General features: G+C 63.6%; 15 protein-coding genes. 10 read left to right on the top strand and 5 right to left on the bottom strand.

Features of this window, described 5'->3' with window-relative positions:
- The 6 genes from ftsY to hemN form a co-directional block, all read left to right on the top strand.
- A partial coding sequence (gene ftsY / locus VG99_RS07450; RefSeq protein WP_076939736.1) for a signal recognition particle-docking protein FtsY occupies positions 1–1,001 on the top strand: 1,001 nt, incomplete at its 5' end.
- 3 nt (positions 1,002–1,004) lie between these two features.
- Positions 1,005–1,667: a cell division ATP-binding protein FtsE gene (ftsE, locus tag VG99_RS07445; RefSeq protein WP_044499137.1), complete on the top strand. Its 663-nt coding sequence runs from the start codon at positions 1,005–1,007 to the stop codon at positions 1,665–1,667.
- The gene (gene ftsX, locus VG99_RS07440) at positions 1,657–2,676 is read left to right on the top strand and encodes a permease-like cell division protein FtsX (RefSeq protein WP_044499135.1); all 1,020 of its coding nucleotides are present in this window, start codon (positions 1,657–1,659) and stop codon (positions 2,674–2,676) included. Before ftsE ends, ftsX begins: the two co-directional genes overlap by 11 nt.
- A 194-nt stretch (positions 2,677–2,870) precedes the next feature.
- Positions 2,871–3,734, top strand: coding sequence for an RNA polymerase sigma factor RpoH (gene rpoH, locus VG99_RS07435; RefSeq protein WP_044499134.1), 864 nt, complete (start codon positions 2,871–2,873; stop codon positions 3,732–3,734).
- Positions 3,735–3,822: 88 nt separating this feature from the next.
- A complete protein-coding gene (locus tag VG99_RS07430) occupies positions 3,823–4,428 on the top strand; it encodes a hypothetical protein (RefSeq protein WP_044499132.1) in 606 nt (201 codons plus the stop codon).
- A gap of 124 nt (positions 4,429–4,552) precedes the next feature.
- A complete protein-coding gene (gene hemN, locus VG99_RS07425; protein ID WP_044499130.1) occupies positions 4,553–5,941 on the top strand; it encodes an oxygen-independent coproporphyrinogen III oxidase in 1,389 nt (462 codons plus the stop codon).
- Here the strand turns inward: hemN and VG99_RS07420 are convergent.
- On the bottom strand, positions 5,896–8,940 hold the full coding sequence (locus VG99_RS07420) for a bifunctional diguanylate cyclase/phosphodiesterase (RefSeq protein ID WP_044499129.1): 3,045 nt from the start codon (positions 8,938–8,940) through the stop codon (positions 5,896–5,898). The genes hemN and VG99_RS07420 overlap by 46 nt on opposite strands.
- Before the next feature lie 175 nt (positions 8,941–9,115).
- The gene (locus VG99_RS07415) at positions 9,116–10,891 is read right to left on the bottom strand and encodes a S8/S53 family peptidase (RefSeq protein ID WP_044499127.1); all 1,776 of its coding nucleotides are present in this window, start codon (positions 10,889–10,891) and stop codon (positions 9,116–9,118) included.
- A gap of 111 nt (positions 10,892–11,002) precedes the next feature.
- Here VG99_RS07415 and VG99_RS07410 point away from each other — a divergent pair, with 111 nt between their 5' ends.
- The 4 genes from VG99_RS07410 to VG99_RS07395 all read left to right on the top strand — a co-directional run bounded on the left by VG99_RS07410 (position 11,003) and on the right by VG99_RS07395 (position 16,427).
- On the top strand, positions 11,003–11,728 hold the full coding sequence (locus tag VG99_RS07410; protein ID WP_044499125.1) for a response regulator transcription factor: 726 nt from the start codon (positions 11,003–11,005) through the stop codon (positions 11,726–11,728).
- Between the two features lie 207 nt (positions 11,729–11,935).
- Positions 11,936–14,029, top strand: coding sequence for a TonB-dependent receptor domain-containing protein (locus VG99_RS07405; protein ID WP_044499123.1), 2,094 nt, complete (start codon positions 11,936–11,938; stop codon positions 14,027–14,029).
- Positions 14,030–14,102: 73 nt separating this feature from the next.
- The gene (locus VG99_RS07400) at positions 14,103–15,389 is read left to right on the top strand and encodes a class I SAM-dependent methyltransferase (protein WP_052508733.1); all 1,287 of its coding nucleotides are present in this window, start codon (positions 14,103–14,105) and stop codon (positions 15,387–15,389) included.
- Positions 15,390–15,464: 75 nt separating this feature from the next.
- Positions 15,465–16,427 (top strand): siderophore ABC transporter substrate-binding protein, encoded by a 963-nt coding sequence (locus VG99_RS07395; RefSeq protein WP_052508732.1) that lies wholly within the window; start codon positions 15,465–15,467, stop codon positions 16,425–16,427.
- 19 nt (positions 16,428–16,446) lie between these two features.
- On the opposite strand, the gene VG99_RS07390 is transcribed toward VG99_RS07395, so the two are convergent.
- From VG99_RS07390 to VG99_RS07380, 3 genes are read right to left on the bottom strand one after another with little or no spacing between them, the layout of a single operon-like run.
- Positions 16,447–17,463 (bottom strand): NAD(P)H-quinone oxidoreductase, encoded by a 1,017-nt coding sequence (locus VG99_RS07390; protein WP_204216699.1) that lies wholly within the window; start codon positions 17,461–17,463, stop codon positions 16,447–16,449.
- Between the two features lie 12 nt (positions 17,464–17,475).
- Complete coding sequence (locus VG99_RS07385) at positions 17,476–18,954, bottom strand: tripartite tricarboxylate transporter permease (RefSeq protein ID WP_044499122.1); 1,479 nt, start codon at positions 18,952–18,954, stop codon at positions 17,476–17,478.
- A gap of 36 nt (positions 18,955–18,990) precedes the next feature.
- Complete coding sequence (locus tag VG99_RS07380; protein ID WP_044499120.1) at positions 18,991–19,491, bottom strand: tripartite tricarboxylate transporter TctB family protein; 501 nt, start codon at positions 19,489–19,491, stop codon at positions 18,991–18,993.
- Between the last annotated feature and the right edge of the window lie 78 nt (positions 19,492–19,569).

Here is a 19,569-nt window from a genome sequence, read left to right as displayed (position 1 = left end):
CCCGGGCCGCCGCGGCGGAGTTGTTTTCCGGTCTTGCCGAGCAGCCGGCCGCCGAGCCGGCGCCGCCAGCCCCTGAACCCAAGGGGTTCTTCGCGCGGATGCGCGCCGGCCTGTCCAAGACCAGCGCCAACCTCGGCGAGGGTATGGCCAACCTGTTTCTCGGCGAGAAGGAAATCGATGACGAGCTGCTGGAGGAGATGGAAACCCGTCTGCTGATGGCCGACGTCGGCATCGAAGCCACCACGCTGATCATGGAGTCGCTGCAACAACGGGTACGCCGCCGCGAACTGTCCAACCGCAATGCCCTGTACCGGGCGCTGCAGAACGAACTGGAAAGCCTGCTGACCCACGTCGCCAAACCCATGGTGGTGGATACCCAGAAAACGCCCTATGTGATCCTGGTGGTGGGCGTCAACGGCGTTGGCAAGACCACCACCATCGGCAAGCTGGCCAAGCGCCTGCAGGGCGAGGGCAAGCAGGTCATGCTGGCGGCGGGCGATACCTTCCGCGCGGCAGCGGTCGAGCAGCTGCAGGTGTGGGGCGAGCGCAACAGTATTCCGGTGATCGCCCAGCACACCGGCGCCGACTCCGCCTCGGTGGTGTTCGACGCGCTGCAGGCGGCCAAGTCCCGCGGGGTGGACGTGCTCATCGCCGACACCGCCGGGCGCCTGCACAACAAGGACAACCTCATGGACGAGCTGAAGAAGGTCAAGCGCGTGCTGGCCAAGCTCGACCCCGAGGCGCCCCACGAGGTGCTGCTGGTGCTGGATGCCGGCACCGGCCAGAACGCCATCAGCCAGACCAAGCTGTTCGATCAGGCTGTGGGCCTTACCGGCCTGGTGTTGACCAAGCTCGATGGTACCGCCAAGGGCGGGGTGATCTTCGCCCTGGCCAAGCAGTTTGGCTTGCCGATCCGTTTCATCGGCGTTGGCGAGCAGATCGATGATCTGCGGCCCTTTACCGCGCCGGAGTTCGTCAAGGCGCTGTTCGGGCGCGAATAATCCATGATCCGTTTCGAGCAGGTCAGCAAGCGCTACCCCAACGGCCACCAGGGCCTGGACAGCCTGAGCTTTCATATCCGCACCGGGGAGATGGTGTTCATCACCGGCCATTCCGGCGCGGGCAAGAGCACGCTGCTGAAACTGATCATGTGCATGGAGCGGCCCAGCTCGGGGCAGGTGTTCGTGGGCGGGCAGAACCTGCGGGATCTCGGCAGCCACGATATTCCCTACCTGCGCCGCCAGGTGGGCGTGGTGTTCCAGAACCACCAGCTGCTGTTCGACCGCACGGTATTCGACAACGTGGCGCTGCCGCTGATCATCAACGGCACCCCGCGCGACGAGATTGGCCGGCGGGTGCGGGCGGCGCTGGGCAAGGTGGGCCTGCTGAAGAAGGAAAGCATGTATCCCATCGCCCTGTCGGGCGGTGAGCAGCAGCGGGTCGGCATTGCCCGGGCGGTGGTGCACAAGCCGGCCCTGCTGCTGGCCGACGAGCCTACCGGCAACCTCGATCCGGAGCTGTCTGCGGAAATCATGGGGCTGTTCGAGGACTTCAACCGGGTCGGGGTGACGGTACTGATCGCCAGCCATGACCTGCCGCTGATCGCACAGCTGGACCACCGCATGCTGACTCTCAACGAGGGTCGGCTACTGGTCGATGGGGAATAGCATGGCCAAGCAGCCACAACCGACCGACAAGGCCGACAAGCGACCACCGAAGGCCGCCGGCGCGGCCCGTTCCCGCCGGGACTGGCGCCATCCGCTGCGCAGCTGGGCGGGCAGTCACCGGGACAGCGCGCGCCTGGCGCTGCGCCGCATCCGCGAACACCCGGTCAGCACCACCATGATTGTGCTGGTGATGACCATAGTGCTGGCGCTGCCGATGGGGCTGTCGGTGCTGATCGACCAGGTGGAGCGGCTAGGCATCGACTGGCAGCGGGCTGCCCAGCTGTCGGTCTATCTGCAACAGGATATCGAGCCGCAGGCCGCCGCGGCCCTGCGCGAGGATATCGCGGCACTGGATGGGGTCGCCGAGGCCCAGCTGCTTGACCGCGAGCTGGCATTGGTGGAATTCCAGCAGCATTCCGGGCTGGGCGATGCGCTGCAGCAGCTGGCCTACAATCCGCTGCCAGACGTGATCCTGGTCATGCCGCAGGATCTGGCAGGTGGTGCCGCCGCGCTGGAGCCGCTGCGCGGACAACTGGCGCAGCTCCCGGGGGTGGACCAGGTGCAGATCGATATGCTCTGGGTGGAGCGGCTGACGGCGATTCTGGCCATGGTGGAGCGTTTCACCGGCGGGCTGGCGCTGCTCCTGGTGCTGACCATGCTGCTGGTCATGGCCAACACCATCCGCCTGGCGATCGAGAGTCGGCGCAACGAGATCCTGGTGATCAAGCTGGTGGGCGGCACCGATGCCTTCGTTCGCCGGCCCTTCCTCTATCTGGGCATGCTCTACGGTCTGCTGGCCGGGGTGCTGGCCTGGTTGCTGCTGGCAGCCGGCCTGGCCTGGCTCAACGGTACGGTGCGCGACCTGGCGGCGCTCTACCAGAGCGATTTCGCCCTGTCCGGCATGCCCTGGCAGGACGGGCTGGTACTGCTAGGCGGGGCCATCCTGCTGGGCCTGGCAGGGGCCTGGCTGGCGGTCGGCCGTCACATCCGCGAGATAGAACCGCAGTGACAGTTTCCGTCATGTGTTTGTAACGCGTTGATTTTAAACGGATTTTTATGGTAATGCGGAACTTTTCCAGGCATTCCATGTCTGAGGTGGCAGTGATACACTGACTCGTCTTTGTCGGCCTGCGGTACATTGTGGGCCCACCGCCGCTACCGGCGGCGCAGAGTCTTCCGAACCTATTTGGAGTTCACACTTATATGAGCACTGCTTTGCAGCCCGTACATAACCTGATCCCAGGTGCCAACCTGGAGGCCTATGTTCAGACCGTAAGCAGCATTCCGATCCTCAGCGTCGAAGAAGAGCGCGAGCTGGCCGATCGTTTGTTTTACCAGCAGGATCTGGAGGCGGCCCGGCAACTGGTCATGTCCCACCTGCGTTTTGTCGTGCACATTGCCCGTAGCTACTCCGGCTACGGCCTGGCCCAGGCGGACCTGGTGCAGGAAGGCAACGTCGGCCTGATGAAGGCGGTCAAGCGCTTCAACCCGGAAATGGGCGTGCGCCTGGTGTCCTTCGCCGTGCACTGGATCCGCGCGGAGATCCACGAGTTCATCCTGCGCAACTGGCGCATCGTCAAGGTCGCCACCACCAAGGCGCAACGCAAGCTGTTCTTCAACCTGCGCAGCGCCAAGAAGAAGCTCGCCTGGCTGTCCCATGACGAGGTCAACGCCGTCGCCGAGGACCTGGGTGTGGCCGCGCGGGAAGTGCGTGAGATGGAAAGCCGCCTGTATGGTCAGGACCTGGGCTTTGATGGCGCCCAGGATGATGACGACGACACCGCCTATGCGCCGGTGCACTACCTGGAAGACCAGCGTTACGACCCGGCCACCCAGCTGGAAAACGCCGACTGGAGTGACAGCTCCAGCCAGCAGCTGCAGGACGGCCTGGCCCGGCTGGACGAACGCAGCCGCGATATCCTCTATCAGCGTTGGCTGGCCGAGGAGAAGGCGACCCTGCATGAGCTGGCGGCCAAATACCAGGTGTCAGCCGAGCGTATCCGCCAGTTGGAGAAGAACGCCATGAACAAGCTGAAGAAACATATCGGCGTGGACGACGCGGCCTGATTCTTCCAGTCGAGACTGAAAGGGCATCTTCGTGATGCCCTTTTTCTTTGCCCCATGACGCACTGACATAATCACAAGAGACAGATCGATGAATGCAAAAACGGGGCTGCGAATCGGCACCTGGTCGTTGGTAGTGGTGGTGTGTTTCTTTGCCTTCGGCAAATGGCTCGGCGGCCAGGACAGTGACACCCCACGCCAGCTGGCGTGGCTACAGACCTACCAGCAAAGCCTGTGGATGCCCGTGCAGCAGCGCACCCTGACCCTGGCCGCGGTGCAACGGACGCTGGGTGAAGGGAGCCTGTGGATGATCAGTGCCGAGGGCGAACCCCGACTGGTCAGCCGTCATCAACTGGAGTCCGACGACCGTCATTGGCGCGTGCAGGCGGTCATTGCCCTGGATGAGCAGCAGACCGCGAGCCTGGTCGAGGCGCAGGCCTGGCAACCGGGATCCGCCGACCAGGCGGTGAGCCCGGCGGTGGCGCAGGCCCTGGCCGGCTATCCGGTCGAGCGCCTGAGCATGCTGGTCGATGAACCGCTGCCGCTGGGGTATATCGCGGGTAGCTTTGGCCCGCCGGAGGTGCGCATGCCGGTTGAGCAGGGCGAGGCCTGGGTCTATCCACGCCAGGGCGTGGTGGTGGCGGTCAACGAAGAGCATGCCCATTCGATCATGTTCGGGCTGCGCGACATCCCCTGAAAGCGAGGCGGTCCGCGCGGTGGCGCGGTGCGGCGCGCGGTCGCAGTGGTGCCCCGCGGCCATGCAAACACCGACTGCTTGCCGTACACTTCACGAGTATCCGTGATGATGGCAAGAGACCCCAATGACGCAGAAAATCAGCTTCAATCGTGCCCTGATCGAGAAGTATGACCGGCCCGGCCCGCGCTACACCTCCTACCCGACCGCGCCGCAATTTCATCAGGCCTTCGCGATGGACGATTATCAGGCTGCCGCCCGGGCGAGTAACGCAGCGGTGGACCCCAAGTGCCTGTCGGTCTATATCCATATCCCGTTCTGCAAGAGCCTGTGCTACTACTGCGCCTGCAACAAGATCATCACCCACAAGACCGAGCGGGCGGTGGAGTACCTGGAATACCTGAAGCGCGAGATAGCCATGCAGGCTGCGCTGTTCGACAAATCGCGCAAGCTGACCCAGCTGCACCTGGGCGGCGGTACGCCGACCTACCTGACCAGCGAACAGCTGGAAGACCTGATGAACACCCTGCGTGGTGCCTTCAATCTGGACGACAGCGACGATCACGAATTCTCCCTGGAAGTCGACCCGCGCACCGTGGCGCCGGTGCAGATCCACCAGTTGCGGGCGCTGGGCTTCAATCGCCTGAGCTTCGGTGTGCAGGACTTCGACGAGGCGGTGCAGGCCGCGGTCAACCGGCTGCAGAGCGAGGAGCAGACCCGGGACTTGGTCAAGGCCGCCCGCGAGGCGCAGTTCAAATCGGTGAGCGTGGACCTGATCTACGGCCTGCCGCTGCAGACGGTACAGAGCTTCGATGTGACCCTGAGCAAGATCATCGATATGCGCCCCGACCGCATTGCCGCCTACAGCTATGCGCACCTGCCCGACCTGGTGCGTGCCCAGCGGTTGATCCGGCCCCAGGACATGCCGCCGCCCGAGCGCAAGCTGGAACTGCTGGAGCTGACCATCGAACGGCTCACCGCTGCCGGCTATATCTATATCGGCATGGACCATTTCGCCCTGCCCGACGACGAGCTGGCGCTGGCCCGCGAGAACGGCACCCTGCAGCGCAACTTCCAGGGTTACTCGACCCATGCCGACTGCGATCTGATCGGCATCGGTGTGTCGTCGATCGGCAAGGTCGGCGATACTTACAGCCAGAGCGTCAAGGAGCTGTCGCAGTATTACGCCCGGATCGACAGCGGCATGCTGCCGATCCACCGGGGCTACAACCTGAGCGAGGACGATGTGCTGCGCCGCGAGGTGATCCTGGACCTGATGTGCCAGGGTCGCATTGATTTTGCCAAGTTCGAGGGGCACTACGGCATCGACTTCAAGAGCTACTTTGCCGATGCCCTGGACCAGTTGGCCGAGCCGGTGGCTGACGGTCTGGTGGCCATCGGTGACAGCGAGCTGCTGCTGTTGCCCGAAGGCCAACTGATGCTGCGCAACGTGGCGATGGCCTTCGACGCCTATCTGGGCGGTGAGCAGAAGGGCAAGTTCTCCCGCACCGTGTAACCCGGCCCAGTCCTAGCGGTGAGCAGGGTACTCTCCAGCTCCTCGATGGGGGCGGGGCGGCCGAACAGGTAGCCCTGGTATTGGCGGCAGCCGCGCTCATGGAGCGCGGCGCGCTGCTGTTCGGTCTCCACGCCCTCGGCCAGCACCGGGATCTGCATCCGTTCGGCCAACAGGATGATGGTGTGGGCAATGTCCGCGCTGTTGCCATCGGAGGAGATGTCGCGCACGAAACTCTGATCGATCTTCAGCTGGTCCAGTGGGAGTCGCTTGAGATAGGCCAGCGACGAATAGCCGGTACCGAAATCGTCCAGTGAGAACCCCACGCCGTGGGCCTTGAGCCGGTTCATCTTGTCGATGATGCTCTCGATCTCGTGCACCAGCGCGCTTTCGGTCAGCTCCAGTTTCAATTGTCGTGCGGGCGCGCCGGTGCGCTCCAGGGTCGCCAGCACCTGCTCCACGAAGCTCGCCTGCGCCAATTGCCGGGCGCTGATGTTCACCGCAATGGTCAGATGCGCCGTGGCGTCGTCCCCGGCCCACTGGGTCAGTTGCCGGCAGGCCGTTTCCAGCACCCACTGGCCGATCGGCAGTATCAGGCCATTGTCTTCGGCTACCGGGATGAAGCGGGCCGGGGAGATCATCCCCTGGGTGGGGTGGGCCCAGCGCACCAGCGCCTCGACCCCGATCAGCTCACCGCGATCGTCCACCTGCGGCTGGTAATGCAGCAGGAATTGCCGCTTCTCCACCGCTACCCGCAGACCCGCATCGATCTCGCTGCGCTCGCGCACCTGGGCCTGCATCTGCGGATCGAAGAAGGCGATGGCGTTGTTGGTGCCCTTGGCCTGGGACATCGCCAGCTCCGCGCGCTTGAGCGGTTCCGCGGAGGAAATCGGGAAGCGCCCACCGAAGAAGGCGATGCCGATACGCGCTGTACCGCGATAGACATTCGGCCCCAGTTGATAGGGGCGAGTCAGCTCCTGCAGAATCTGCTGGCCCAACTGTTCGGCTTGCTGAGCCGCTTCCAGTTCATGCTGGCTCAGGTGATCGAGCAGTACCACGAACTCGTCACCCCCGAGCCGCGCCACCGCGTCCTTGTGCGGAACGCAGCGGATCAGCCGGGTGGCAACCTGCTCCAGCATATGATCCCCGGCGTGATAGCCTTCGGTGTCGTTGAGGGTCTTGAAGTCGTCGAGATCCACCACCAGCAAGGCGCCGTAGCCCTGGCGTCGTTTGGCGATCTCCAGGGCCTGCTCCAGGCGCTCAATGAACAGTCGCCGGTTGGGCAGTTTGGTCAAGGAGTCGTAGAAGGCCAGGGTGCGCATCTGCTCCTCGGTGGCCTTGCGCGCCGAGATGTCAGATAGCGACGCCACGTAATGGGTGACCTGGCCCTGGTCGTTGCTGACCGTGCCAATCGACAACAGCTGGGGATAGATCTCGCCGTTCTTGCGCTTGTTCCAGATTTCACCCTGCCAGGCCCCGTGGCGGTTGATCGCCGCCCACATGTCGGCATAGAACTGCTGGTCATGGCGTCCGGACTGTAGCAATGTCGGGTGCTGGCCAATGACCTCCTCCGCCGTGTACCCGGTAATCCGGCAGAACGCCTGGTTGCAGCGCAGAATGCGCAGCTCCGCGTCCGTGATGAGCATGCCGACCTGGGACTCGAATGCCCGGGCGGCGATGCGCAGGTCTTCATCGGCCTTCTTGCGCTCGGTGATGTCCCGGGCAGCATTGAACAACAGGGGGCCGTCACCGAGGTCAAGGCGGGCGGTGGTCACCTCCACCGGAAAGCTGTGCCCGTCGCGGTGGTGATAGCTGGTTTCGAAGGTCGTGGTCTGGCCGCGCTGCAGGGTCCGGCGGAACAGCTCGGCCCGCTCGGCGGGCGAGTGGGACAGATCCCAGTCGGTCAGGTGGGCGCCTTCCAGCTCGCCCGGCGCGTAGCCGAGCATCTGGTAGAACGCGTTGCTGGCTTCGGTCAGCCGACCCCGTTCATCGAGGATATGGATGCCGTCGCTGGCGTGCCGCAACAGCATCTGGCTGCGCCGATTGGCCTGGTCGCTGGTCCTGATCTGGCGCCAGAGCAGCGTGGCGCCGCCGAGGGTGACTATCAGGAAGAGCGCGCCGAACAGCAGCGCGCGCAGTACGTCATGGCGCCAGGTGGCGAGATAGTCTTCCTCGCCGAGCCCGGCAACGACGAACACCGGCAGGGCGCTGAGGCGGCGGAAGGCGTCGGTGCGGGGCACCTTGTCGGCGGTACCGTCGCTATAGAAGATGCCCTCTTGCGCGCCGGATTCCAGCAGCTCGGTCAGCTCCGGTGAGCCGCCGATCGATCCCGTCTGGCCCGGTGGGGCGTCCAGTGGTGGGTGCCGCGCCACCAGGCGTTTGTCGAGATCACGCACCAGGGCAATGCCCTTGGGGCCCAGATCAAGACCGGAAATCAAACCGGTGAACAGGTGGCTGGGAATAGCCGCGGTGACGATCCCGGCGAAGCGGCCCTCGGGGTCGTTGTAGCGCCGGGAGAATACATGCACCCAGTCGCCGGTAACCTGGTCCTGCAGCAACCGACTGACCAGCAACCCGGCCTGCTGGTCAGCGCGGTGGGTGCGGAAATAGTCCCGGTCGGCGTGGCTCTCCCCGAGCCGTTCAGGGGTGTGGGAGGTGAGTCGTACGCGACCCTGGACGTCGGTTGCCTGGATATTGACCGTTTCACCGACCGAGGTGGCGATCAGGTCATACAAGGGCACGTCTGTCACCGCGTCCCCGTCCTCGAGAGCGAGCTCCAGGTGGGATTGGGCCTTTTTCAATATCAAGCCGATTTCCCGGGCCACACCTGTCATGCTCTGGTCCATGAGCAACGCGAGGTTGGCTACCTGGGTGCGCACCTCCGCGACCTTGCGCTCATGGCTGGCCTTGAGCGTGAGCGTCAGCACGATGACCATGAGCAGATTCAGGGCGACCGTCGAGACGAGCAAAAGCAGGGCTACGGGTTTCAGGTTGTGGCGCATGCAAATATCCGGAAGGCATGTCGATCCCCTTATCCTAGGGAACTCGAAAGAGTATATGAGCCTTCCTGGCCGCTGTCAGGGCAGATGATCCCACTGATCGTGGGGGTATTCTACCGCTATCGGCGGCGGCGCGTTTTTCCTGAAGAAAAAATCACTCGCCCGGCCAGCCGCCCGATCAGCGGCTGGCATCGAGGCTTTCCATGGCCAGCTCCAGCGCCCGGTACATATCCAATCGGGCCGAATGGCCGATATCCGGATCGTTCAGGTCGTTGCTGCGCTCCGACGGAAGAATCGGCGCGGTCAGGTCGTCGGCTTCCATGGGTTCGAAATCACTCTCCCGGCCGATGGTCAGGGCGCTGCGGCGCAGCAGCATGCGCAACTGATCAGGCTGCAGCTCGGGGTTGATCGACAGCATGGCGGCGAGCACGCCGGTGACCAGTGGGGTCGCGTAGGAGGTGCCGCAGCGTACCGGCCCGTCCTGGTCGACGATGGGTGCGGACCCGGCGGTGCAGGCGGCGGCGGTGATGTCGACGCGCATGTCGGTGTTGGAGGTGTGGCGTCGGGTAGCATAGTCGGGATCCTCCAGCTCCACGTCCTTGGTGCTGCGCTGGTGGCCACCAATCACGAACAGCTGGTCGGTGACGAAGGAGGAGGGCAGCCGGTAGTCGTCCTGGCTGGAGAAGGCGGCGCCGTTGCCGGCGGAATTCACCACCACCACATCGGGATGTTCCCGGCGCAGCCACAGGAAGAATTCTTCCAGCAGTTCCTCGTAACCGGCCATGGCGATACCGGAGCGCAGCAGCGAATCCACCGGGTCGCCATGGATATCGCGGGTGCCGATACGGTGGATACCCCAGCTCCAGTTCAATATTCGCGCGCCATCCTCGACCAGGTTGACCGAGGCGGCGATATTGGCGGTGATACCCGCGTCCGACCCCCGGTCGACGATGACATCGAAGCCCGGGCCGACCAGGTCCAGTCCACGCAGGAAGCCGTTGCTGCCGCCGTTATCCCAACTGGCGGCGAGTACGCCGGCGACTGTGGTGCCATGCCCATCGGCCGCCTCGGCGTCCCGCGCATAGACGCAGGTGCGCTTGGCATCGGCCCGGCAGTCGCCGAGGTAGTCATTGAAGTCCGGCGCGTCGAAATCCACGGCGCGTTCGATCACCCCAATACGCACGGGGTGGGTCGGCACCGGGTCGGACCCGTTCGCCAGGCGCTGCTGGTAGAAATGCACCGCGTCGAGGAAGCGATTGGACTTCCATTCCTCGCGTGGGTCCTTCGGCGGGTCGACCGGCTGTTCGGCAGCGTCCCCTTCCAGCGTCTGTTCGGCCCCGGACTCCTCGATCACCACGGCATCGACACTCAGCTCATTGCCGATCCGCAGAACCGCGGCATCGCGCTGTTCGAGGTTCTTTACCGGCAGGCGCAACTGGTAGAGATTGAGCGGCGGAATGGCACCCACCACTTCAGCCTCGTAGCGCTCGGCCAGGCGTCGGGCTTCCTTGGCGCCGTCGTACCGCTCCTCGATGATGACGCTGACCAGGTCAAGATAGGTGGTCAGCCCTTCCCGGTTCTTGGCCACGGCGCCCTCGTCGGCGGCGAGCACATGGCTGGAGCCCAGGCTCAGCCACACCGGATTGCTGAGCTGATTCCCCTGTTCGACCAGCAGCGGGCCGCTGCGACTGGCGGCGGCGTCGAGACGCACCCGCAGGTGATCCTGCCGGTACTCAATGCGGTCCGTGGGCACCGGCGCGCCATTGAACCGAAGCTGGGCGGGGCCGGACTGCAGCCCCGACACCTGCACGCAGTAGGTCGGCTGCTGCGAATCAAGCACATTGCCGCACCGCTGCAACTGGGTAATCCGCAGCGGTGTGTCGGCATAGACGCACAATGACAACAGGGATAGCACCGCGGCCAGGCCGCCGGTAACCAGGTTACGCTTCCTCATCGACATCCTCTCAACCCGAGACATTCACCAAGACACTGACCCGCAAAGCCGTGATTGTTTCAGAAAATTTCGTATAGAATGGTTCTCATTAAGTTTCTCGTTGAGCGCCCAATGCCCACGACCGACATTTTTGCCGCCCGCATTCTCGCTGTAGAAGAAGATCCCTTGTGGGCCACCCAACTGCAGTCCGGGCTGCAACAGCAGGGGCATCGCGTCACCCTGCGGGGCGCTGCCGATGGCCTGGCGCTGGCGGAAGTCGATAACTTCGATCTGATCCTGCTGACCCTCCTCGGGCCGGATGGTCTGGACCGGCTGCAGCAGCTGCGCCAGCGGAGTCGGGTGCCGGTGGTGCTGATGTCGGGGTTGGGTGATGAACAGCACCGCATCGCCGGTTTCCGGCTGGGGGCCGATGACTACCTGCCCAAGCCCTTCACCATCACCGAGCTCTGTGTGAGAGTCGCCGCGATACTGCGGCGGGTTGCTTTCGAACGGCAGGCCATGGCGCCGCAGCAACCTGCCGGTGAGCTGGTATTCGATGACCTCGCCAGCGACGTGCTGCTGGACGGCAGCGCGGCGGGCCTGACCCTCAGCGAATATCGCGTGCTGACCCTCCTGCACCAACAGGCCAACCAGGTGTTGAGCAAGCCGGACCTTTATCAGCAGGCGTTGCGCCGCGGCTACGCCCGGCATGACCGCAGCCTGGACATGCATGTCAGTCATCTGCGCCGTAAATTACAGGCGATCGGTTACCGCGCCGGTCGCCTGGACACCGTCTGGGGCCAGGGTTACATGCTGGTTACCGACGCTCCCGACGGGCCGCCTGCAGAAAGTGTATAGATTGTAAATTGCGTTTACTCTCAAATAGTAATGTATATCATTTGCGCAACTTTCCGGGATAGCGTGCGGCTTTTTCAGCTCGCTGCGTCTCGAATCCACCGCGTCCCGGAGCAGGACGCGGCCTAATAAAGCCAAAAACAGTCAGCTGCGGGCGCCCGATCCGAGCGCCGTGGCTCCGTCATCATTGTGCGTATTGGAGATACCAGCATGTCACGCCGTATGCGTTCGTTCGCTGCAAGTTCACAGCCCCACTTCCGCAAATCCCTGTTGGCCGTTGCCCTGACTTCCGTTGCGTGCTCGGCCGTGGCGCAGGACGCGTTGAATCTAGGGCAGACGGTGGTGACGGCGTCCGGCTTCGAGCAGAACCTGCGTGACGCGCCCGCGGCCATCACGGTCATTTCTGCTGAAGAGCTGCAGAAAAAGTCCTACACCGATATCACCGATGCCCTCAAACATGTCGCGGGTGTGCAGATTGCCGGGGGCGGCGTCGAGCAGTCGATCATGATGCGTGGCATGACTTCTGCCTACACCCTGTTCCTGATCGATGGGCGCCCGGCCCAGGGCAACGACGCCTTCAGCGAGCGCGGTTCCCAGGCGGGCACGCCGATCAACTTCCTGCCGCCGATCGAAGCCATCGAGCGGATCGAGGTCATCCGCGGTCCGGCCTCGGCGCTGTACGGCTCCGACGCCATGGGCGGGGTGATCAACATCATCACCAAGAAGGTGAGCGATAAGTTCAGCGGCAGCATCACTGCCGAATACTCAACGCCTGGCAGCGGTAACAAGATCAACGAGCGCGGCCACCAGACCAGTGCGGTAGTGAACATGCCGCTGATCAAGGACGTGCTCGGCCTGCAGCTCACCGGCGCCTACTACAAGCAGGACGAAAGCAACTTCGTGGGGGAGAGCGATAGCGCCGCGACCGACCCGCAATACCGGCGGGAGAATGCCGGCGGCAAGCTGTCCTGGAATCTCAATGACCAGAACGCGTTTACCGTGGGTCATAGCTATACCCAGCAGGAGCGCTGGAAGCAACCGGGCCGCAGCCTGGCCGAGGACGCTGAGGCCACCTATGCCGACTCGGTGAAGAAGAACTACTTCATCACCCACGATGGCGAATTTGGGAGCGTCTTCACCAACTCCTATATCAACTACGATCACTCGGAAAACCGCAGCACCCTCAACGCCGAGACCGGCAAAGGTATCGAGTTCGAGGTCATCACCGCCAACACCCAGGCCAGCTGGTTCCTCGGTGCGCATACCCTGACCGGTGGTCTGACCCACAAGTATGAAAACCTGGAACATGGCAGCAACGGTTTGCGCGAGCCGGTGGCCGATCCCAATATGGTGGTGGAAATGGACCGCTACCAGAACTCCATCTTCCTGGAGGACAACTGGAGCCTGACCGACGACCTGATCCTGACCCTGAGTGGCCGTTACGACGACAACCAGGTGTTCGGCGGTGAGTTCAGCCCCAAGGTCTATGCCGTATGGCACATGAACGACAACTTCACCCTCAAGGGTGGGGTGACCACCGGCTACAAGGCACCGGAACTGCGCTCGGCCGCCACCGACTTCGGCTCCACCTCCATGGGCGGGGTGATCATCGGCAACCCCGAACTGGTACCGGAAACCAGTCTCAACCGCGAGATCGGCCTGCATTACGAGAATTTTGACCTTGGGCTGGCCGGCTCGGTGACCGCCTATGTCATCGACTATGAGGACAAGATCAACCGTACCGGTCGCGTCTGCCCGAACTATCCGGACGGCGTCCCTGCGGATGCGCCCAGCTGTGTCTACAACGGTCAGGAATATCCGGCGCACCAGTACGGCTATACCTCCTACGAGAACGTCGACAAGGCGGAGCTGCGTGGCATCGAGTTCACCCTGGACTATGACATCCTGGATAACCTGACCTATCGTCACAGCTACACCTTTACCGATACCGAGCAGAAGTCGGGCGAGTACAAGGGTGAGCCGCTGAACGATGTTGCCCGGCACATGTTCAACGCATCGCTGGATTGGGGCGTGACCTCGCGGCTGAACCTGTGGACCCAGGTCAACTACCGGGGCGAGACCTCGGGCCGCTGGCAGACCGGCACCAGTGGCTCCAGCACCAACGGCATCAAGTATCCGTCCTACACCTTTATCGACGCGGGCCTGGTGTACCGGCCAGAGGATAGCTGGAGCTTCAAGGCGGGCATTTATAACCTCGCCAACAAGGAGGTCACCACCGACGGTGATTATGCCTATAACCTGGACGGCAGACGTTTCATCGTGGGTCTGACCAAGAGCTTCTGAGTCAGGCAGCAAACCACAGCCTCCGTCGGCACCTGCCGCCCGAGGCTGTGGCGTCAGCGGCGAGGACGCTTACATGAGCAACTCAGCGGGCTATGTACAGGACGTGTCCTATCCGGCCCACTTCCACCGTGAGATCCAGCCGCTCTGGTTGGCTACACTGACGCGCTTTCTCGGCTCGGCACCACCGGATCTGAACCGTCCCTATTCCTACTGCGAGCTGGGGTGCGGGGTCGGTATCAACCTACTGGTAGCGGCGGCCACCGATCCCCAGGGGCAATTTGTCGGCGTCGACTTCAACGGACGGCATCTGGCGGTGGCGCGGGACGCGGCGGCGTTCATGGGGCTGGCCAATATCCGCTTTATGCAGGCGGATTTCCGCAGCTTCGCCCGGGACAACAGCCTCCATTTCGACTTCATCGTCAGCCATGGCGTCTGGTCCTGGATTTCCGCTGCGCAGCAGCAGGCGATCCTGCAGCTGGTGCACCAATCCCTCAAGCCCCGCGGGCTGTGCTACCTGCATTACATGTGTCATCCCGGCGCGACCCAGATGCTGCCACTGCAGAAGCTGCTGATCGAAGCCGCCCGGGAGCTGCCCGGTTCCTCCGAGCAGCAACTGCAGGCCGGACTCGAGCTGCTCAGCCAGATGGACGCCGCCGGTGCCTTCCACGACCAGCCCAGGCTGCGGGCCGGTCTGCAGACCCTGCAGCAGCAGAACCTGGCCTACCTGGCCCACGACCTGCTGGCCGAACACTGGCGCCCGCAGCACTCGGTGGACATGCACCGTCTGCTCGGCCAGGCCGGCGCTGTGCAGCTGGGCAGTGCCGACCCGTTCGAGAACCTGGAGGCAATGTCCATTCCCGGTAATCTACAGCCCTTGCTGGCCCGGCAGAGCTCGCCGGCGGTGCGCGAAACCTTCAAGGACCTCGCCCGGCATCAACATCAGCGCCGGGACCTGTTCCAACGCGACCCGGTGCGGCTATCCCCGGCGGAGCAACTGGCAGGCATGGACGCCGTCCGCTTCCAGCGGTTACCCGATGCGCCCGCTGCCGGCCCGGTGCCCTTTGCCACGCCCATCGGCGACATTCAGGGCCCGGCACAGATCTTCACGCCGCTGCTTGCCGCACTGGCGAAGGACCCGGCCAGCTTTGGCGAGCTGCGGCGGTTGCCAGCCTTCACCGGCCAGCTGGGCATGCTCTCGCAGGCGCTGCAGATGCTGATCTGGGGTGGCCATGTGCATCCGCTGCGGGAAGGCAGTGCAGCCAACGCCGGGCAGATCGACAAGCTGAACCAGTGGATCGACCGCCAGCGGCTCGCCATACAGCTGGTACCGGCTTGCGCAACGGCGGTAACCACGCCATGAATTCGCCCGCTTCGCCGACACGGCGCCTGCGCCCAGCCTACTCTCACCCAACTAACCCGACCCCTGGAGTTACCCATGCGTTTTCTCGCTTTTGCTGCATTGCCGTTGTCGCTGGCGCTGAGTGTATTGATGACCTTCTCCGCGGCCCACGCTGCCTATCCGCTGACCATTGAGCAGCCCCAGGGCAGCGTGCCCCTGGAGCAGGTGCCGACGCGCGTGGCGGTATTTGACCTGGCCATGCTGGATACCCTGGCTGCACTGGGGGTCGAGGTCGCGGGTGTCCCTGCCCAGGTCGGGCCCGCTCACCTGCAGGCGTTCCAGGACGACAGGTACGCCAGGGTCGGTACCCTGTTCGAACCGGATTACGCGGCGTTGAAGGCGCTGCAACCCGATCTGATCATCATCGCCGGCCGCTCGCGGGCTGCCTATGCCCAGCTGGCTGAGGTGGCGCCTACCCTGGATCTGACCCTCAGCCCCGACGCCTTTGTCGACGGCATGCGGGCCAATCTGCAGCAACTGGGGACCATTTTCGAGAAACAGCAGGAGGCGCAGCAGCTGGAGGCCGAGCTGCAACAGGCCCTGCATGACGTCCAGCAAAAGACCCGCGGCCTGAGTTCGGTAACGCTGTTCACCATCAATGGCCGGGTCATGACCCATGCGCCGGGTGAGCGCTTCGGTATGCTCTACGAGCTGCTGGGTACCCAGTCCACCGCCGAGGCGGGCGAAGCCGCGCCGCGCGGCCAGGCCCGCCCGGAAGCCGGTTCTGCGCAGGCGTTGAAATTGCAGCAAGCCCAGCGTACCCGCCTGGACCAGGCGCTGGCGCAGCAGCCGGACTGGTTGGTGGTGCTGGACCGCGGCGCGGCCACGGGTGGTGAAGGCCAGGCCGCCGAAACCCTGGGCCAGGATGCTGCCATTGCGGCTACCCAGGCGTGGCAGCAGGGCAAGGTGTACTACCTCGACCCGGCCGCCTGGTACACCGCCACCGGTGGCTACCAGAGCGTGATGAAAACCCTGCAGGAGTTTGGCGGGAAACTGTAAGCGGAGCAGGGCGTGGGTGTCAGCTATCCCAGCTCAGCAGGATCTTGCCCTTGTGCGCGCCGGCGTCCATCAATCGATGCGCCGCCACTATCTCACTGGCGGGCAACACCGTCTCGATCACCGGCTTGATCACCCCTTGCGCCAGCAGGGGCCAGACGTGGGTGTACAGTTCACGAGCCAGCTCACCCTTGAACGCCACCGAGCGGGGCCGCAGGGTGGACCCGGTGATGGTTACGCGGCGGCGCAGTATATCGCTCAGCGGGATGGTGGCCTGTGCGCCTTGCTGCAGGGCGATGATGACGATACGGCCATCGTCCGCGACGCAGGCAAGCTCCCTGGGCAGGTAATCCCCGCCGACCATGTCGAGGATGACATCCACGCCCTGGCCATCGGTCAGTGAGGCGATAACCGCGGCGAAATCCTCTTCCCGATAGTTGATCGCCCTGGCCGCGCCGAGGGACTCGCAGAACGCGCATTTCTCCGCCGAGCCGGCCGTGGCGAATACCCGGTGGCCGCGCTGGACGGCCAGCTGGATGGCCACGGTGCCGATGCCACTGCTGCCACCATGGACCAGCAGGGTTTCCTGCTGACCCTTGGGGCCGCGGCCCAGGGCGCCACGCTCGAACACGTTGCTCCAGACGGTATAGAAGGTTTCCGGCAGCGCCGCGGCCAGCACATGGTCGAAGCCTGCCGGGTAGGGCAGGCACTGGGCGATGGGCGCGACGCAATACTCCGCATAACCGCCACCCTGCACCAGGGCGCACACCCTATCGCCCTGGGACAGCCCCAGGTAGTTCGCGGGATGGGTGAGGTCGCCGCCGATGATTTCGCCCGAAACCTCCAGACCGGGGATATCAGTGACCCCGGCGGGCACCGGGTATTTGCCCTGGCGCTGGGCAATATCCGGGCGGTTGAGGCCGAAGGCCGCCACCCGAATCAGCACCTCCCCGTCACCCGGCACCGGTACCGGGCGCCGGGTCAGGCGCAGTACCTCCGGCCCGCCCGGCGTGGTGATCTCGACTGCCTGCATGTTCATGGCCAGCCCCCGTCAGGCCGCCTGGCGCCGCGAGATGATGTAGCGGCGCAGGGCGAAGATGAACGAGCCTGCGGTCAGGGCGATAAAGAACCAGGTGATCGGGCCGCGGATAAAGATGGACAGGTCGTTGGAGCCGATCAACAGCGAGCGCCGCAGGTTGTCTTCGAACATCGGCCCGAGAATGAAGCCGATCAGGAAGGGCGCTGCGGCCAGACCCACCCGGTTGAAGATATACCCCAGCACGCCGAACACCAGCATCAGGCCGATATCGAAGGTGTCGTTATTGACCGCGTAGGCCCCGTAGACGCAGAACATCAGCACGATCGGGAAGAGGATCGCCTTGGGAATATCGGCAATCAGGGAGAAGTACTTGATGGCCGCGCGGCCGATCCCGAACAGGAACACCGAGCTAAGCATGATGCCGATGAACAGCGCATAGATCAGCGTCATGTTTTCCTGGAACATCACCGGTCCCGGGCTCAGGCCGTGGACCATGAACGCGCCCAGGATGATGGCGGTAATCACGTCGCCGGGAATCCCCAGGGACAGCAGGGGGATCAGTGTCGCGCCGGCCACACCGTTGTTGCCGGCTTCGGCGGCTGCCACGCCTTCCACTTCACCCTTGCCAAAGTTGTCCTTGTGCGGCGAACGGCGGCGCGCTTCCCCATAGGAGATGAACGAGGCGGCGGTGGCGCCAGTGCCGGGAATGGCGCCAATCACCACACCGATCAGGCTGCCGCGAACGATGCTCTTCAGGCAGCGCTTGAGTTCGGCAAAGCTGAGGCCGATCCCTTCGGCCTTGATCTTGATATGGGGCTGGGCTTTCTTGAAGTAGAACTCCATGATTTCCGGAATGGCAAACAGCCCGATCAGCAGCGGGATGAAGGGGATGCCATCCATGAGGTTGTAGTTTTCGAATGTCAGGCGCTGGGTGCCGTAGACCATGTCCAGGCTGACGGTCGACAGCAGGATGCCCAGGCAGGCGGCAATCAGGCCCTTGATCACGGAGTCGCCCGCCACGGAGATGATGACGGTCAGCGAGAAACAGATCAGCCAGAAGAACTCCGGGGGCCCGAAGTTGAGCGCGATCTTGGCCAGATAGGCGGCAAAGAAGATCAGCGCGATGTTCGAGATGAAGTCGGCAATGACCGAGGAATACAGTGCTGTCTCGAGCGCCTTCTTGGCATGGCCCTGCTGGGCCAGCGGGTAGCCATCCAGCAGCGTGCAGGCGGAGGCGGGCGAGCCTGGGGTGCGGATCAGGATCGCGGTGATCGAGCCGCCATACATGCCGCCCTTGTAGATGCCGACGAGCAGCAGGATCGCGGTGATCGGCTCCATCGAGAAGGTAAAGGGCAACGCCAGCGCCACGGCCATGGTGGCCGTCAGCCCCGGTATCGCGCCGATGACGACACCGAGAAATACCCCAACGCCAATGGCGATGAAGTTATCGAGACTGAAAAAGATAGCGAGTATTTCAGAGATATTTTCCATAGGACCCCCAGCAGATCAGCAATTGGTTATCTGCTGTCAAAGAAAAAGTAACGGCAGTGGCACGTTCATGACCTTGATGAAGATGAACGCGACAACCACGGGAAGCACAACGGCCAGTGAATACAGCCACCAGGTCCTGACGGGGTGGGCGACGAACAGGATAAGCGTCGCCAGGATGCCGGCTATGATGGCGCCGAGGGCTTCAAAGCAGAGCAGATAGATAGCCAGCGCCAGCAGCATGGCGCCCCACCGCAATACCGGGGCATTGGCTTCCTGGCTCGCCTGTTCTGTGCTCGCCTTGCCGAAAATGCCGTCGAATGCCAGCAACAGGGAAAAGACCAGGGTCAGCCACCCAACGATGTTCGGTAGAAACTTGGGCGACATCATGGGGTTCTGCAGAAAGGGGGGTTCCTGGATGTGATTGGGTACTAGGTAGAAAACAAAAAACAACGAACAGACAAAGATCACCAAGCCGATGATGACGTTACCGATATTAGCTGGCCGGACAGCCGCCTTTCCTTCACGCTCTTCTTTCATGGCACCCGACCTCGAAGAATCCAACTGATACAACCCATCTGCAGCGCGGCATGCCGGGCTGCAGATGGGCCATGGGTT

It is taken from the genome of Pseudomonas saudimassiliensis, assembly GCF_000939975.1.
Lineage (GTDB): Bacteria > Pseudomonadota > Gammaproteobacteria > Pseudomonadales > Pseudomonadaceae > Halopseudomonas > Halopseudomonas saudimassiliensis.
This window is presented reverse-complemented; position numbering and strand designations above follow the sequence as displayed.

Coding starts and splice junctions, on each gene's coding strand:
- ftsE (WP_044499137.1), top strand. CDS start 1,005: ATGATCCGTTTCGAGCAGGTCAGCAAGCGCTACCCCAACGGCCACCAG.
- ftsX (WP_044499135.1), top strand. CDS start 1,657: ATGGGGAATAGCATGGCCAAGCAGCCACAACCGACCGACAAGGCCGAC.
- rpoH (WP_044499134.1), top strand. CDS start 2,871: ATGAGCACTGCTTTGCAGCCCGTACATAACCTGATCCCAGGTGCCAAC.
- VG99_RS07430 (WP_044499132.1), top strand. CDS start 3,823: ATGAATGCAAAAACGGGGCTGCGAATCGGCACCTGGTCGTTGGTAGTG.
- hemN (WP_044499130.1), top strand. CDS start 4,553: ATGACGCAGAAAATCAGCTTCAATCGTGCCCTGATCGAGAAGTATGAC.
- VG99_RS07420 (WP_044499129.1), bottom strand. CDS start 8,940: ATGCGCCACAACCTGAAACCCGTAGCCCTGCTTTTGCTCGTCTCGACG.
- VG99_RS07415 (WP_044499127.1), bottom strand. CDS start 10,891: ATGAGGAAGCGTAACCTGGTTACCGGCGGCCTGGCCGCGGTGCTATCC.
- VG99_RS07410 (WP_044499125.1), top strand. CDS start 11,003: ATGCCCACGACCGACATTTTTGCCGCCCGCATTCTCGCTGTAGAAGAA.
- VG99_RS07405 (WP_044499123.1), top strand. CDS start 11,936: ATGTCACGCCGTATGCGTTCGTTCGCTGCAAGTTCACAGCCCCACTTC.
- VG99_RS07400 (WP_052508733.1), top strand. CDS start 14,103: ATGAGCAACTCAGCGGGCTATGTACAGGACGTGTCCTATCCGGCCCAC.
- VG99_RS07395 (WP_052508732.1), top strand. CDS start 15,465: ATGCGTTTTCTCGCTTTTGCTGCATTGCCGTTGTCGCTGGCGCTGAGT.
- VG99_RS07390 (WP_204216699.1), bottom strand. CDS start 17,463: ATGAACATGCAGGCAGTCGAGATCACCACGCCGGGCGGGCCGGAGGTA.
- VG99_RS07385 (WP_044499122.1), bottom strand. CDS start 18,954: ATGGAAAATATCTCTGAAATACTCGCTATCTTTTTCAGTCTCGATAAC.
- VG99_RS07380 (WP_044499120.1), bottom strand. CDS start 19,491: ATGAAAGAAGAGCGTGAAGGAAAGGCGGCTGTCCGGCCAGCTAATATC.